This window comes from Aestuariivirga sp. (assembly GCF_965227715.1).
GTDB lineage: Bacteria > Pseudomonadota > Alphaproteobacteria > Rhizobiales > Aestuariivirgaceae > Aestuariivirga.
In genome coordinates this window covers 1,237,165-1,252,095 of sequence record NZ_OZ245771.1, presented here as the reverse complement: position 1 = coordinate 1,252,095, position 14,931 = coordinate 1,237,165, and the positions used below count along the sequence as shown (strand labels likewise).

General features: G+C 61.8%; 12 protein-coding genes. 8 read left to right on the top strand and 4 right to left on the bottom strand.

Translation table 11 applies throughout. The features are described 5' to 3' along the window. Positions 1–95: 95 nt before the first annotated feature. From ACO06F_RS06025 to ACO06F_RS06005, 5 genes are all read left to right on the top strand, one after another. Positions 96–2,912 carry a bifunctional [glutamine synthetase] adenylyltransferase/[glutamine synthetase]-adenylyl-L-tyrosine phosphorylase gene (locus ACO06F_RS06025; RefSeq protein ID WP_421695785.1) on the top strand — a complete coding sequence of 939 codons (2,817 nt, stop codon included), beginning with the start codon at positions 96–98 and terminating at the stop codon, positions 2,910–2,912. 68 nt (positions 2,913–2,980) lie between these two features. After that, positions 2,981–3,430, top strand: a complete 450-nt coding sequence (locus ACO06F_RS06020) for an EF-hand domain-containing protein (protein ID WP_421695784.1) — start codon at positions 2,981–2,983, stop codon at positions 3,428–3,430. Positions 3,431–3,451: 21 nt separating this feature from the next. After that, on the top strand, positions 3,452–4,045 hold the full coding sequence (locus ACO06F_RS06015; protein WP_421695783.1) for a sigma-70 family RNA polymerase sigma factor: 594 nt from the start codon (positions 3,452–3,454) through the stop codon (positions 4,043–4,045). A gap of 9 nt (positions 4,046–4,054) precedes the next feature. Then, positions 4,055–4,522, top strand: a complete 468-nt coding sequence (locus ACO06F_RS06010; RefSeq protein ID WP_421695782.1) for a hypothetical protein — start codon at positions 4,055–4,057, stop codon at positions 4,520–4,522. Next, a complete protein-coding gene (locus ACO06F_RS06005) occupies positions 4,519–5,064 on the top strand; it encodes a periplasmic heavy metal sensor (protein ID WP_421695781.1) in 546 nt (181 codons plus the stop codon). The genes ACO06F_RS06010 and ACO06F_RS06005 overlap by 4 nt, the downstream gene beginning before the upstream one ends. Here the strand turns inward: ACO06F_RS06005 and ACO06F_RS06000 are convergent, their stop codons facing one another. Both ACO06F_RS06000 and pepN read right to left on the bottom strand, forming a co-directional pair. Then, positions 5,065–7,224, bottom strand: a complete 2,160-nt coding sequence (locus ACO06F_RS06000) for an ATP-binding protein (RefSeq protein WP_421695780.1) — start codon at positions 7,222–7,224, stop codon at positions 5,065–5,067. A gap of 268 nt (positions 7,225–7,492) precedes the next feature. Then, the gene (pepN, locus tag ACO06F_RS05995; RefSeq protein WP_421695779.1) at positions 7,493–10,135 is read right to left on the bottom strand and encodes an aminopeptidase N; all 2,643 of its coding nucleotides are present in this window, start codon (positions 10,133–10,135) and stop codon (positions 7,493–7,495) included. Between the two features lie 36 nt (positions 10,136–10,171). On the opposite strand from pepN, the gene greA reads away from it, so the two are divergent. Beyond that, complete coding sequence (greA, locus tag ACO06F_RS05990; protein WP_421695778.1) at positions 10,172–10,639, top strand: transcription elongation factor GreA; 468 nt, start codon at positions 10,172–10,174, stop codon at positions 10,637–10,639. A 30-nt stretch (positions 10,640–10,669) separates the two neighbouring features. Here greA and ACO06F_RS05985 read toward each other — a convergent pair whose 3' ends face one another. Together ACO06F_RS05985 and ACO06F_RS05980 are read right to left on the bottom strand one after the other, a co-directional pair. Beyond that, positions 10,670–11,920 (bottom strand): NAD(P)/FAD-dependent oxidoreductase, encoded by a 1,251-nt coding sequence (locus tag ACO06F_RS05985; protein ID WP_421695777.1) that lies wholly within the window; start codon positions 11,918–11,920, stop codon positions 10,670–10,672. Beyond that, positions 11,917–12,825: a LysR substrate-binding domain-containing protein gene (locus ACO06F_RS05980; RefSeq protein WP_421695776.1), complete on the bottom strand. Its 909-nt coding sequence runs from the start codon at positions 12,823–12,825 to the stop codon at positions 11,917–11,919. The genes ACO06F_RS05985 and ACO06F_RS05980 overlap by 4 nt, the downstream gene beginning before the upstream one ends. Before the next feature lie 103 nt (positions 12,826–12,928). Here ACO06F_RS05980 and ACO06F_RS05975 point away from each other — a divergent pair, with 103 nt between their 5' ends. After that, complete coding sequence (locus ACO06F_RS05975; protein WP_421695775.1) at positions 12,929–13,444, top strand: flavin reductase family protein; 516 nt, start codon at positions 12,929–12,931, stop codon at positions 13,442–13,444. Beyond that, positions 13,441–14,907 carry a 4-hydroxyphenylacetate 3-hydroxylase family protein gene (locus tag ACO06F_RS05970; RefSeq protein ID WP_421695774.1) on the top strand — a complete coding sequence of 489 codons (1,467 nt, stop codon included), beginning with the start codon at positions 13,441–13,443 and terminating at the stop codon, positions 14,905–14,907. The genes ACO06F_RS05975 and ACO06F_RS05970 overlap by 4 nt, the downstream gene beginning before the upstream one ends. Positions 14,908–14,931 lie beyond the last annotated feature (24 nt).

The following is a 14,931-nucleotide window of genomic DNA, read 5'->3' as shown; positions in this document are numbered from 1 at the left end:
CCCCCGCGCGTGACATGGGTTAGATAGCCCCCATGTTGCCATTGCTCCCCCGACCTCAACGCAGTGACGAGTCCAATTCGCTCTTCCGCGCAGGAATGCCCGCTGGTGTCATTCCGGCTGAGCAGCAAGCGCTGGCGGAGGCGATTGCCGGTGGGTCTCCGTTTCTCCGGCAGTTGATGCTGCGTGATCCCGCTTTCGCGGGACGGGTGTTCCGCGAGGATGCGGATGAATTGCTGGCCCTGCAGCTCGGCGGGCTTCGCGATATTGATCCTGCTCTTTCCCAGCCGCAGGTCATGTGCCGGCTGCGGCAATTGAAGAAGCGGGTGGCGTTGCTGACGGCGGTGGCCGATCTCGGGCGGCGCTGGGATGTGGAAGAGGTGACGGCCGCCCTAACGACCTTCGCCGATGGTGCGTTGCAGGCCGCGCTGAGCTGGCTGCTCTCCGATTTTGCACGGTTGGGAAAGGTGACACTCGACGACCCTGCACAACCGCTTAAGGCATGTGGCTACGCGGTGCTCGCCATGGGCAAGCAAGGGGCGCATGAGCTCAATTACTCGAGTGATATCGACCTGATCATTCTGTATGATCCGTTGACCCCGCTTCTTTCAGATCCGGGGGATGCCTCGACCTTCTTCGTCCGTCTCACGCGGCGGCTTGTGCAGCTTATGCAGGACGTGACCGAGGATGGCTATGTCTTCCGCACCGATTTGCGTCTGAGGCCTGATCCGCGCGCCACGCAAGTTGCGATTTCGATCGAGGCAGCGGCTCTCTATTATGAGAACCAGGGCCAGAACTGGGAGCGCGCCGCAATGATCAAGGCACGCGCTGCGGCGGGAGACATTGACCTCGGCGAAGAATTCCTTGACCGGCTCAAACCCTATGTCTGGCGCAAGTACCTGGACTTTGCAGCAATTGCGGACGTCCAGTCGATGAAGCGGCAGATCCATGCGGTGAAGGGGCATGGCGAGATCAAGGTCAGAGGCCATAATCTGAAACTCGGCCGCGGCGGCATCCGCGAGATCGAATTTTTCGTGCAGACCCAGCAGCTGATCGCCGGCGGGCGTAACCCGAAGCTCCGCGGGCGGAGCACGGTGGCGATGCTCGAGGCTCTGGCTGGTGCACAATGGATCAGCCAAGAGGCTGCGGCAGAACTCACCTCGGCCTACCGCTTCCTGCGGACGATCGAACACCGGGTGCAGATGGTGAATGATGAGCAGACGCATTCCCTTCCCGTGGAAGATGACCCCTTTACCGCCCTCGCGCGCTTCTCGGGCTTTGAGCAAGCAGAAGATTTCGATGCGGAGCTTCGCGGGACCTTCGAATGCGTTCAGGGCCACTATGCCCGGCTGTTCGAATCCGCGGGCGAGCTTGGAACCGACACGGGAAGCCTCGTCTTCACCGGAGGCGAGGACGATCCGGAGACGATCGAGACCCTGACGCGCATGGGATACCGCAGCCCCAGCGAAGTCTCCGCCACCATCCGCGGCTGGCATTTCGGGCGCTATGCCGCGACCCGCAGCGCCAAATCCCGCGAGCTGTTGACGGAGCTAATGCCGAAGCTCCTTTCGGCCCTCGCCGCGATGGGCGATGCCGACCTGGCGTTCCTCGCCTTCGACCGCTTCCTGAGCAAGCTTCCGGCAGGCGTGCAGCTATTCTCGCTCCTCAAGGCGAACCCGAGGCTTCTGGATCTGCTCGCCACCATTCTCGGCAGCGCGCCGCGGCTGGCGGAACAGTTGAGCCGCAGGCCAAAGGTGCTGGATGCCGTGCTGGACCCTGGTTTCTTCTCAGCACTCCCCACGGAGGGGGAGATCGCCAGTCTGATCGCTGCTGCGATGCCGGAGGGTCTCAGCCTTGACGATGTGGCAGACCGGGCGCGCATCATCGGCAAGGAGCAGGGGTTTCGGATCGGCGTGCGGGTTCTGTCCGAGACGGCGGGAGCGGCGGAGACGGGCCGTGCCTTTTCTGATCTGGCCGAGCTCCTCCTCGCGCGGCTCGACGCGGCGGTGGCGGAAGATTTGGCACGCCGTCACGGCCATGTGCCCGGTGGACGCAGCGCGGTAATTGCCATGGGAAAGCTCGGCGGCCGGGAGATGACGGCGGGATCCGACCTCGATCTCATCGTTGTTTACGATGCCGGGGAGGGGGCGGAGACGAGCGACGGACCAAGGCCCCTCAGCATCGGCCAATATTATGCGCGAAGCGCTCAGCGGCTGATCGCGGCGGTTTCCGCTCCCACTGCCGAAGGAGTGCTCTACGAAGTCGACATGCGGTTACGCCCTTCGGGCAGCAAGGGGCCGGTGGCCGCGAGCCTCGCGAGCTTTGAGAGCTATCACCGGACTTCGGCCTGGACCTGGGAGATGCTGGCACTGACCAGGGCACGGCCCGTTTGCGGCGACCCTGGGCTGATGAATGACCTGAACCTCCATATTCGCGGTGCGTTGATGGAGGCGCGCGATGCTGGGAAGGTGAAGGCGGATGTGATCGACATGCGGAAACTTATGCTGCGGGAGCAGGGGTCAGACGGTGTGTGGGACGTGAAGCGCGCGCGCGGCGGCCTGGTGGAGCTTGAATTCATCGCACAAACGCTGCAGCTGATCCACGCATCCCGCCACCCGGACGTGCTCGACACCAACACACTTGCCGCCCTCAGCCGGTTGCATGGTGCGGGCCTGATCGATGACATGGTGCACAGCGTGCTGCAGCGGGCCGGGCTCCTGTATCATCGGCTTACCCAGATGCTGCGGCTTTGCGTGGACGGGCCCTATGATCCGGCCAAGGCGCTTCCTGCGCTGAACATGCTGGTGGCCAACACGGCCGTGGCGCCGGATATTTCAGCGGCGGAGGCGCTGCTGGCGGATACGCAAGCTGAAGTCGCCAATCTGTTCGACCGTCTGATCGGACCAATTTCTTGACGATGTGAGCGACGGAAACACCTTTCGCCTGCGTCTTTCCTTCAGGACAGCAACAGGAGGAACAGTCCATGAACCGTCTGACACTCGCTCTCGCCATCTTTGGCAGCATGGCCGTCGTGCCCGCCACGGCATTCGCCATGGAGCCTTATCTGCCCAAGACGGCCAAGTCTTTCACCAAGGCCGACACTGATGCCAATGGCAAGATCACGACCGCGGAACTGGCGCCGAGAGCCGAAAAGCGCTTTGAAAGCCTTGATGCGGACCGAAACGGCCAGGTGACGGCAGCGGAAATTGATACCGCACTCCAGAAGGCAATGGCCCTTCGCCGCGACAGGATCCTCGCCGCGCTTGACGGTAACAAGGATGGTCAGGTGTCCCGGGCAGAGCTCGACTCCTCGGTGGATAGGCTGGTTGCAGCAGCGGACGCGGACCATGACGGTGGTGTGAGCCTGCAGGAGGCGCGTAAGTACCGGGTTGCCAAAGCGGTGAAACCCGCTACGGGAGAGACATCCAACTGACGCGACACCTGGAACGAAGACTTGACGCGCGATGCCTCGGCCTTCCAGCAGATGACGGATGCCGGCCTGCTGGAGGCCGCAGCCGGGGGCAGCCACGCGGCCTTCTCCGAGCTTGTCAGCCGCTATTTCCAGCCGGTCTACCGGCTTGTGTGGCGGATGACGGGCGGGGCAGCGGATGCAGAAGACATTGCCCAGGAGGCCTTCGTCAAGCTGTGGAAGAATCCGGCACAGGTTCGCGAGGCCGGCGCGCTCAAGGGCTGGCTGATGCGGGTTGCCTCCAACGGGGTGATCGACCGGAGCCGCAAGCCCCGGTCCGGCACCCTCGAGGATGCACCCGAGATCGCGGATCCGCAGGCCAGGCCCGATGCGCCGCTGGACCGTGCCCAGGCAGCAAGCCTCGTCGACCGGCGCATCGCCGGGCTGCCGGAGCGGCAACGGCAGGCGCTGTCGCTTGTCTATTTCGAGGGATTGACCAATATCGAGGCGGCGGCGGCCATGGAGGTGAGCGTAGATGCGCTCGAATCGCTCCTGTCGCGGGCCCGCCGGAGCTTGAAGGAAAGCCTGTCCACCGCGTGGCGCGAGCTGCTCGGCGGGCTGGCGGAAACAGGACGTTGAGGACCTGACATGGAACACGGCAAGGACAAGCGTCCTGACCAGCTCATGGAGATTTACGGTGCGGATGTGAGCCGCTGGCCTGAGGCGGAGCGCGCCCTGAAAGATGCTTCTCCCAGCCTTGTGGTGGAGGCGCGCGAAATCGATCTGGTGCTGGCGCTTGCAACCGATCCACCCCTTCCTGCCGGCGCCGCGGCGCGGCTGATGGCCCGGATCGAGGCAGAACCGCAGGGCGCGGAGGTCATCGCCTTCACCCCCCGGTCACGCCCGAAGGCGCCCGTCTGGCGCTTTGCCACGGCGCTTCCGCTTGCCGCTTCGCTGGCCCTTGGCGTCTATCTGGGGGCCCAGGGCACGCTCGATTTCATGTTGCCCAGCGCCATTACCGGCGGGATTGCCTGGAACGACGATGGCCAGATCGATGATCTTGGCGGTGTGGGCGACGCCGATGCCTATGCGCATGCCCAGGACAGCACCACATGAGCGAAACCGCCACGACGCCCGCCGCGCCCCGGCGCCACCCGAACTGGCTGAAGCTGGCGCTCATCGCCTCGCTGGCCGTCAACCTTTTGTTCGTTGGCGCGGGCGTGGCGCGTTTCTACGTGGAAGGCCCGCCGGAACGGGTCTCGCGCAGCGCACAAATGCAGCTGATCCCGCGCCGCTTCTTCGCGGAGCTGGAGCGGCCGCGGCGCACCGAATTGCTGGGGGTCTTCCGGGGGTTTGACAAGAATTTCCGCGATGGACGCCGCAGCGCGCGGCAGGCGATCGCAGCACTGGCCTCAGCGCTCGAGGCCGAACCCTATGACGCCGTCAAAGTGAGGGCGGCCGTGGAAAGCTTCGCCTCACAGAGCGACGTGCTCGTCAGCACTGGAAACAAGGCCGCTCTGACATTGATCGAGAAGTTGAAGCCGGAGGAGCGCAAGCTTCTGGCGTTGGAGCTGCGCCGGCGCGATGAGAATACGCGTGGTGCGCCGGATCGCCCGCCTCCACCTCCGCCGCCTCCTCCGGAGCCGTCGCCCCCCTGATCAGGCGACCTTGGCGGCCGGCTGGCGCAACGGGAAGGTCACCGTGACTTCCGTGCCCTGGCCGACCGTGCTGCGGATGGTTAGCGTGCCGCCATGCAGCTCCACGAAGGAGCGCGAAATGGCGAGACCCAGGCCAGAGCCACCTCTGGTCTTGGTGAACTGGTTTTCCACCTGTTCAAAGGGCCGCCCCAGCTTCTCGATGTCCCGCGCCGGAATGCCGATGCCGGTGTCCCGGATCGCAATCACCATGAAGCCATTGGCGGCGGAGGCCGCGACGGTGATCCGGCCGCCTTCCGGCGTGAACTTCACCGCATTGGACAGCAGGTTGATCAGCACCTGCTTGAAGGCGCGGCGATCCGCCCACAGGGTGAAGCCCTGCGGTACCTCGCGATCTACCGTCACCTTGCCTTCAAAGGCACGTGGCGTGATGAGGCGCATCACCTCATCGAGCGCGGCATCGACGGGCAACGTCTCGCATTCAAGCGCCATGCGGCCGGCCTCGATCTTGGACATGTCCAGAATGTCGTTAATGACGTCGAGCAGGAATTGCCCGCTCCTGTGAATATCGCGCGAATATTCAGCATATTTTTCGGACCCCATCGGCCCGAACATCTGGGCCAGCATCACCTCAGAGAAACCGATAATTGCGTTGAGGGGCGTGCGCAGCTCATGAGACATGTTGGCGAGGAATTCGGATTTTGACCGGTTCGCCGCCTCGGCCCTGGTCTTCTCGCGGGCATATTTGTCGGCGAGGTCCGCCAGGCGCTGGGCCTGCTGGTCTGCCAGCATGCGTTCCTTTTGCAGGTCGCGCACCGTCATCATCAGCTCGCGCTCGGACATACGCAGCCGCTCTTCCTGAAGTTTCAGGGCGGTGATGTCCGTTCCCACGGACACGAAGCCGCCGTCCTTGGTGCGGCGCTCATTGATCTGCAGCCAGCGTCTGTCAGCAAGCTGCACCTCGAAGGAACGGCCTTCGCCCGTCTCGCCCTTGAGGCCGATGCGCTTGCGGACCGCGGGCTCCTTTGCGGTGCGCACCACATCCTCATAGGCCGTGCCCGGAACGCAGACGGAGGCCGGAAGCGAATGAAACTGCTGGTACTTCGAGTTGCACAGCACCAGGCGGTTGTCGGCATCCCACAGCACGAAGGCTTCCGAGATGTTCTCGATTGCATCCTTCAGACGGAGTTCGGCCTCCTTGTTGAGCTTGTCCGCAAGCTTCTGCTGGGTGATGTCGAAGACGATACCCATCAGATGCGGGTGCCCTTCCGTTTCACCAGGGGCGAGGGCCACCCGGGCGCGCAGCCACACATAATGGCCATCCTGGTGGCGCATGCGGAATTCCTGGTCGAAAGATGTGATCTGCCCGTCAAGCAACTGTTCGATCGACTCCTCGAGCTCCGTGTCGCTCTCGTGTATGCGGCTCACGACCTCGCCGAAGCTCAGATAGTCGCCCTTCACCGGCATGCCGAGAATGTTGAACATGGAGCGCGACCAGAAAATGATGCCGCGGCTCACGTCCCAGTCCCACATGCCACACTGGCCGCGGTCCAGCGCCTTGTCCAATCGCGCGGTGGCAACTCCGAGGATCGAATCCGCTTCGGCCGCCTTCGCAGCCTGCCAGTGAAAGGCTGCTCCCAGCAGCATCAAAACCAGGAAGGTAACGATGAACAGCGCCGTCACCTGGGTGACGCTCGAGCGCCAGGCGGACAGCACGTCCTGCTGGCGCTGCAGCACCAGGAGGCTGCCGGGGTAGTCACCCAGATCATAAAGGCTGACCAGAGCCTCCTCACCCGAAGTGAGCCGCAGCTCAGACATTTCTCCGCTGTTGAGGCCGGCATCGGTCACGAAGCTGGGCGACAGGACGCTGGTTATGGGTTGCCCATCCATTGATTCAGACGCTGGAACGCTTGCCAGAATCTCTCCGGTGCTGCGGATCACCGCGAACACGCGTTCCTCGCTCATCGCATCGCCGGGGAGAAGGCCAAGGAGATAATCGGTGTTGATGACAGGCGGCGTGCGCCCGGCATTGCTCGCCGCGGCAAAATCCGCCTTGATGCGCTGAGCCACGAGCTGGCCGAACAGTGTGGAGAGCCGGTTCTGTTCCGAGACGTGCGTGGTCCGGCTATCCGTCAGCTGCACCAGCAGCGAACTTCCGAGCATCAACAGGAAGAGCACAATGAGCGCAGTGATCAGCAGCCGGAGATGTCGCTCCGCAATGCTGAGCTTAAATCGGCCTGGCCAAGGTGAAGGAACCCTGAGGACCCTCTCCTTGAAGAACAGCTCGCCGATATGCGTCTTGCCCAATCTTTTCCCCTGTTTCCCGGCGTATTTCTGGCGGGGATACTTTGAAAACACGGACGCCACCACACATCGAATCACCGGCTATTGATTCGAAAAGGGGGTGATTTGTCCAGCGCTATCGAAGTGCTCAGCCGCGGACGATTTTCGCGACGATTTCAAGCACGTCCCGCGATAGCGAAGGTTCTGCGAGGATGCGGCCGAGCTCCGCTTCCGCCGCCTTCCTGCGCCCCTCATCAAGCAGCTTGCAGGTTCTGAAGCTGGTGGCGACCCGCGAGGCTACTTGCGGGTTGATGGCGTCGAGCTTCAGGATGGCGTCTGCCACAAGCCTGTAGCCGGAGCCGTCTGCAGCGTTGAAGCCAGCTGTGTTGCCTCCAGTGAATCCGAGGATCAGGGCATAGACCTTGTTGGGTGTGGTCCATTTGAAATCGGGGTGCCGGGTGAGTGCCTCGATGCGTGCGGCTGCATTCGTGCCGGCACATTGTGCGTTGAGCATCAGCCATTTGTCGATGAGGAGATGCTCATTTGAATGGCGCTGGTGGAAGCGCTCCAGGGCCTCTTCACGCTCAGGACTCTCGATTTGCACCAGAGCGCCCAACGCCCCGATTTCGGCACCCATATTGTGCGGGCCATCCAGCTCCGCCAGAGCCCACTGAATTCCGCGCACATTGTCCCCGACAATCATCAGGGCAAGGGCTGCCTGCCGCAGGGCGCGCCGGGCGGTGGAGGCGGGATCGGGGCGGTAAGCACCGGTCTCAGCCGTCCGCGCCCAGATCGCTTCCAGATTGGACGCGAGGGCGCGAGCGAGGAGGCCGCGAACATCGTCCCGCGCCGCATGGACCTTGTCGGTATCGACATCGCGTCCCAGCGCCGCGGCAATCTCGCTCTCGGTGGGCAAGATCAGCATCATCGCCTTGAAGGCATCATCCAAGGACACATCATCGAGGATTTGGCGCAGCGCCTGCACGAAGCCAGAGACGTCAGCTTGGCTGATTGCACCGGCATAGGCCGAAAGGATCAGATCACGGCCCAGCGTCTGCCCCGCTTCCCAGCGGTTGAAGCTGTCATTGTCCTGTCCCATCAGGAACAGGAGTTCCGCGGATGTGTGTGCGGTCCGCAACTTCACTGGCGCGGAGAAGCCGCGGTTGAGCGATAGCACGGGCCGCTCCGCAACATTGTTGAAACGGAATGTCTGGCACTGTTCGGTGAGTTCGATGAGAGGCGCGTTGAGGCTTCCGACGCCTTCCAGATCGAGCGGCATGTCTTGGCCTGCAGGATCAACGAGGCCCAGCTTTATCGGTATGTGCAGGGGCTGCTTTTCCTCCTGGCCGGTCGTGGGCCTCACCTCCTGCTCCAGCGTCAGCGTGAACTGCTTCTTCGCCGGATCATATGCTGTTGCCGCCGTGACCTGTGGCGTGCCGGCCTGCGTATACCAGGTGAAGAACTGGCCAAGGTCACGGCCCGAAGCATCTGCCATGCAGGTCACGAAGTCTTCAACCGTTGCAGCTTCGCCGTCATGGCGCTCGAAATAGAGATCCATCGCGCGTCGAAAGGCATCTTCGCCGATAAGCGTCAGCATCATGCGGCAGATTTCCGCACCCTTTTCATAGACGGTAGGGGTGTAGAAATTATTGATCTCAATATAGGCGTTGGGCCGCGGCGGATGCGCCAGAGGGCCGTTGTCCTCCGGAAATTGCCGGGCGCGCAGTGTCTTCACGTCCGAGATGCGCTTCACGGCGCGCGAACGCAGGTCGGACGTGAACTCCTGATCGCGGAAGACAGTGAGGCCTTCTTTCAGGCAGAGCTGGAACCAGTCCCGGCAGGTGATGCGGTTGCCGGTCCAGTTGTGGAAATACTCATGCGCGATAATCGATTCGATATTGACGTAGTCGGCATCCGTCGCTGTCTCCGGATTGGCGAGAATATACTTGTCGTTGAAGACGTTGAGGCCCTTGTTCTCCATCGCCCCCATGTTGAAGTCGGGCACGGCAACGATGTTGAAGACATCGAGATCATATTCACGGGCGAAGCGCTGCTCGTCCCAGCGCATGGACTGCTTGAGGGACTCCATCGCCCATTGGCAGCGGTCCTCGCGCCCCTGCTGCACATAAATGCCCAGAGCCACCTCGCGGCCCGTCATGGTGGTAAACGTATCGTGCACCGAAGCGAGGGTTCCCGCCACCAGGGCGAAGAGATAGGAGGGCTTCGGGAAGGGGTCGTCCCAGATGGCAAAGTGCCGGCTTGTGCCGCCGATCACCTGCTGCTCACGTGGGTTGCCATTGGACAGGAGGACGGGGACATCTTCCCGTTCCGCTTCGATCCGCACCGTGTAGCGCGCCATAACGTCCGGCCGGTCATAAAAATAGGTGATGCGGCGGAAGCCTTCGGCCTCGCACTGGGTACAAAACACGCCTCCCGATAAATAGAGGCCAGAGAGTTCCGTATTGGCGGCGGGATTGCAGGTCGTGACAATCTCCAGCGAAAATGGCCGCTGCGGAACTTCCTGAAGGGTCAGCGATTCAGAAGTGACGTGATAGCGCGTGGCGTCCAGTGGAACGCCATCCAGCGCAATAGATTTTAGCGAGATGCGCTCTCCATCGAGCACCAAAGGGACGCTCGTCTCGCTGGCGTGAGGATTGGGCCGCAAGGCCATCCGCGCACGGACTTCCGTGGCGGTGGGATTCAGTCTGAAATCAAGCTCCACCGTGTCAATCAGGTAAGGTGTGGGCTTGTACTCTTCCAGCCGGACGGGCTGGGGCGTATCGGTCTTCATGCGCGAACCACTCAGTTGAAACCCGGGATATAAGACATGAGCCGTGCCTTTGTGAAAGAACAAGATGACGTGCGTGAAGAATTGCCGGAGCGTCCGGTGAGTGCCAGTCCCAATGTAGTGACGCCGCGCGGCCTCGCGCTCATAGACCAACAAATTGAAGCCTGCCGAGCGCTGTTGACCAAAGGTCAATATGATCAAGATAAGCCAGTTATCGCGAGGGCTTCACGCGATCTCCGCTATTGGACCCTGAGGCGCTCCACGGCGCAGGTGGTGGTGCCACCAAAGAAGGTTGAGACAGCAGCTTTCGGCACCCGCGTCACCTTCCGGCGCGCCGATGGCAGGATGCAGGACTATGCAATCGTGGGTGAGGACGAGGCCGATCCTGCACAAGGCTTCATTGCATATACCTCTCCCATGGCGCGTGCCCTCATGGGCAAGAGCGCAGGTGAAGAAGCTGATGTGCCCGGAGGTGCGGTGGAAATTATGAGGATCGCCCCCAGCTGACCAATGTAGAATGCTATAACCTTGGTGGCGCTAGAACCGGTCTGCCCGGAAGGGGGCAAGGTCAATGTTGCTCTTCCGGCCGCTCATGGTCTCTGCAATGAGCCGCCCCGTCGTGGGACCCCAGGTCAACCCCATGTGCCCGTGCCCAAAGCCATACCAGACATTGGCTGTGGTTTTCGAGGGCCCGATCACTGGCAATGAGTCAGGCGTTCCGGGCCTCCGTCCCATCCAGCGCGTCGTCTCCTGGTCAGGTTGGCGAAGGCCGGGCAGTACCGCCTTGAAATTCTTCCATAAGGCGTCCGCGCGCGCGTAGTTGGGCGCAGCGTCAAGTCCTGCGAATTCATCAGATCCAGCAAGCCTCAACCCCATTTCCATCGGAGTTGCCGCTCCGGGGGAGCGAGCATAGGTGAGGGAGCGGGACAGCTTCACGCCGGAATTGGGTAGCACCATGTGATAGCCACGCTCCGCCTCCAGCAGGACTTTCTCGCCCAGTTGCTTCGCCAGAAGATGCGAATATGCCCCAGCGCAGATCACCAGCCGGTGCACCTTGTGTTGACCTTGAGTCTTCAGCTGAAGCGCCTTCACGCGGCCTGCATCGCGTACCAAAGAAACCACATCGTCTTCAATGATGCGGCCACCATTTTTCACGACCTCCGCCGCAATGGATTTGACCGCGCGTCCGGGGTTGGTGAGGAAGTACCAGCCGCCGTGAAACACACCACAATGGACATTTGGTCCGATCGCAGGTTCCAGTTCGCGGGCTTCATCGCCCGACAGGCGTTTCATCTCGAAGCCATAGGGAGTCTTGGCGGCGCGTTCCGGCGCTTCTGCCAAGTATTGTGCTTCATTGTCGTAAAGCCGCAGCGTGTCCTCATATCGGATGAGATCCTCAGTACCAGCTGCCTTCAGCAGGCTTTCGAAATCACTCACCACCCGCATGGCAAGATCGGCGCGCGCGGCGGTGATGGCTCTTACGCGATCGGGCAGTGAATTGCGGGCAAGCGCCAGAAACCATGGCAGCGCCTTTGGAAAATAGGACCAGCGGATGGTGAGTGGCCCCATTGGATCCACAAGCCATCCGGGTATCTTCAACAACATGCGGCTGTGAACCGTCGGCACGATTTCCGAGAAGGCAAGACCTCCGGCATTGCCGAAAGAACAGCCTTCGCCCGGCAAAACGCGGTCGATGATCGTGACATCATAGCCTTCACGTTGCAGGAAGGCAGCGGTGGAGACGCCGACGATACCAGCGCCGATGATGGTTGCGGAAAGCTCGCTCAACTGGCCAATGTCCTGAAATACTGTTCGCAATGCGTCTCGAATGCCGAGACCAGACGTGTCTTGCGCATTTGCTTCAAACCCGCAAGGGCAATGACGCCGCGCTCGACATCGTCAGCGATCGGCCGCACGGCCAGGGCGTCTCCCGAATAGGAATGATCGCCATGCGGGCGCGTGACGAGGATCGAGTAGCCCAGTCCTTGGCCCACGAGCCCGCGCACCACTTCAAGCGACGGTGAGGAGAAGGCAATGCGCGGGACGATTCCCGCCGTCTCCAGAAGACGCGTGAAGTAAGTGCGGCTGGGCGCAATGTCGAGCAGCACGAAGGGTTCATCCTTCAGCGCGATCAGCGGGACCTGCTTGAGCCGCGTCAGCCTGTGTCCGGCGGGGAGCAGCACATGGGGCTCGAAGGAGGCCAGGGTCGTGACGGCAAAATCCTGCGGCATGTCGACGTCGTAGAGCAGTGCGAGGTCATGCGCGCCACCGCGCAGGCCATCGAACAGCTCATCCTGCGTGCCTTCCGCCATTGCTATTGTGACCTTCGGATGCACGCTGGTAAAGCTCTTGATCAGTTGCGGCACGAATGAAGGCGCGATTGTCGTGAAGCTGCCAAGTGCCAATTGCCCCTCGATTGCCGTTCCCGCGGCTAGCATGTCACGCTGCAAATCCTGCGCATGAGTAAGAAGGTTTCGTGCCTCTGCCAGGAAGCGCAGGCCCGCGGGAGATGGGCTCACACCCTGCGCATGGTGCCGGATGAACAATTGCAGGCCGATTTGTTCTTCGAGCTTTGCCAGGGACGCGGAGAGCGTTGGCTGAGCCACACCCAGTTGCGCGGAGGCCGCAGCAACGGAGCCTCGATCCCATATGGTCACGGCATACTCAATCTGTCGCAGCGTATAGCGCAGCATCGTATTTTCCTATTCAAAGCTCCGATATAATCTATTTTTCCGAAGCTGCGGTATCATGTCAAGTCTTGCATGTCTGCACGGAGGGAACGGACAGATGGAAGCGATGGCTAAGCCGCCCGTGAGTGCGGCAGAGTTTACGGCTGCGATGGGCCGTGCCGCCACTGGCGTTTCGGTGGTGACGACCGATGGTGTTCACGGCCGCTTCGGCCTGACGGTGAGTGCCGTGACCTCGGTTTCTGCAGAGCCGCCGCTCGTGCTGGTCTGCATCAACCGTAAGAGCCCCGCCGTGCTGGCGATCGAGGCCAATGGGGTCTTCGCGGTGAACCTGCTGGCCTCCGGCCACCAGGCCTATGCTGAAACATTTTCGGGCAGGCCGCGCGAAGGCCGACCATTCGATTTCGCCAACCATGACTGGATGCAGGGCCAAACCGGCCTGCCGCTGGTCAAGGATGCGACGGCGGTCTTTGAATGTGAAACGCACCAGCATCTGGACGCCGGCACCCATCGCATCTTCATTGGCCGCGTGCTGGCCGCCCACATGGGCGCTGCCGAGCCGCTGGTTTACTGCAACCGCGCCTTTCAGCGCGTCGTCACACTCATGAGAGGAAGCTTGGCATGATCAGGACAGGTGAACAGTTTCGCGACTCGCTGCGCGACGGCCGGGAAGTGTGGATCAACGGGGAACGCGTGAAGGATGTGACGCGGCATCCGCAGTTCAAGCCCTTGGTCGATATCCGCGCCCGCATCTACGACATGCAGCATGAGCCTGACACGCAGGACGTGATGAGCTATGAGGAAGATGGCGAGCGTTTCCCAATCGGCCTGAGGCTTCCTTTCGAAAGGAAAGACTGGGATGACAAGCGCCGCGCTGTCGATGCGGTGATGAACGACATCGGCGGCGTCGTCACCCGGGTGGGTGACGAGACCATCGGCGAGATGTGGTCTCTGTGGGACGGCAAAGACATTCTCAACGAGATCGACCCGCGCTTTGCCGAGAACATCGAGCGCCACATCCACCTCGTCATCAAGAACGATCCATTCCACGTCTCTGCCAACACGGATCCCAAGGGTGACCGCTCCAAGCGCCCGCAGGACCAGGACCCGGACATGCTGGTGCATGTGGTGAAGGAGACCGATGCCGGCATTATCATCCGTGGTGCGAAATATGAAACCGCGGCGGCTTATTCGAACCAGGCCTTCCTGAAGCCCACCATTGCCAACTGGGGCGATGCCAAGCTGTCGGAATATGCCCTGGGCTGCATCGTCAAGATGGATGCGCCAGGTGTGAAGCACATCTGTCGCACCGGCTTTACCGGGCGCGCACCGGCGCGGGATTATCCGCTGTCCAATAAGTTCGACGAAGTCGACACACTGATGATCCTCGACAATGTGCTGATCCCCTGGGAGGATGTGCTGTTCTATCAGCACACCCGCGCGGCTGCGTTCATCCGCCAGACGCTGCACCGTTATTCGGCCTTCCCCTTCGTTCAGCGCACACTGTCCTATGCAGATCTCATCATCGGCGCAGCCCTGTGGAACGCGAAGCAGACCGGTCTCGACAAGCAGCAGGCGGTGCAGGAAAAGCTCGCCGAACTCGCTATCTGGCGTGAGGGGATTCATGCCCATCTGACGGCGGCCGTCGCGCTGGGAGAGCGCAGCCCCAATGGGCTTCTCATGCCGAACCAGTCGCTGCTGTTCACTGGCCGCTGCCATGCCCTGAACAACCTGCCGCGCATGATGCACATCGCGCGGGAACTCTGTGGCGGGCAGATTTGCGTGACGCCCGATGCCGCGACCTTTGAACACCCCGAAACCAGGAAGTGGATGGAAAAGTACTACACGGTCAATGACGAGTGGCAGGCCGAAGACCGCCGCAAACTGCTGGCCCTGGCACGCGATGCACTGAATTCGGACTATGCAGGCCATCGCCTGACATTCCAGCTCTTCGCGCAGTCGCCACCCTTCGCGCAGTCAGCCGCCGTTTACCGCACCTTTGACTGGAATCAACCGCTGAAATTTGCCCAGAAGGCGGGCGGACTTTCGGACAATATCTGGGGTGTCACCCGGCAGGCTGCAGAGTAGTCTCCCCTATTCAGAATCACCCGA

Coding starts and splice junctions, on each gene's coding strand:
- ACO06F_RS06010 (WP_421695782.1), top strand. CDS start 4,055: ATGGAACACGGCAAGGACAAGCGTCCTGACCAGCTCATGGAGATTTAC.
- pepN (WP_421695779.1), bottom strand. CDS start 10,135: ATGAAGACCGATACGCCCCAGCCCGTCCGGCTGGAAGAGTACAAGCCC.
- ACO06F_RS05980 (WP_421695776.1), bottom strand. CDS start 12,825: ATGCTGCGCTATACGCTGCGACAGATTGAGTATGCCGTGACCATATGG.
- ACO06F_RS06000 (WP_421695780.1), bottom strand. CDS start 7,224: ATGCTCGGAAGTTCGCTGCTGGTGCAGCTGACGGATAGCCGGACCACG.
- ACO06F_RS06020 (WP_421695784.1), top strand. CDS start 2,981: ATGAACCGTCTGACACTCGCTCTCGCCATCTTTGGCAGCATGGCCGTC.
- ACO06F_RS06005 (WP_421695781.1), top strand. CDS start 4,519: ATGAGCGAAACCGCCACGACGCCCGCCGCGCCCCGGCGCCACCCGAAC.
- ACO06F_RS05970 (WP_421695774.1), top strand. CDS start 13,441: ATGATCAGGACAGGTGAACAGTTTCGCGACTCGCTGCGCGACGGCCGG.
- ACO06F_RS05975 (WP_421695775.1), top strand. CDS start 12,929: ATGGCTAAGCCGCCCGTGAGTGCGGCAGAGTTTACGGCTGCGATGGGC.
- greA (WP_421695778.1), top strand. CDS start 10,172: ATGAGCCGTGCCTTTGTGAAAGAACAAGATGACGTGCGTGAAGAATTG.
- ACO06F_RS06025 (WP_421695785.1), top strand. CDS start 96: ATGCCCGCTGGTGTCATTCCGGCTGAGCAGCAAGCGCTGGCGGAGGCG.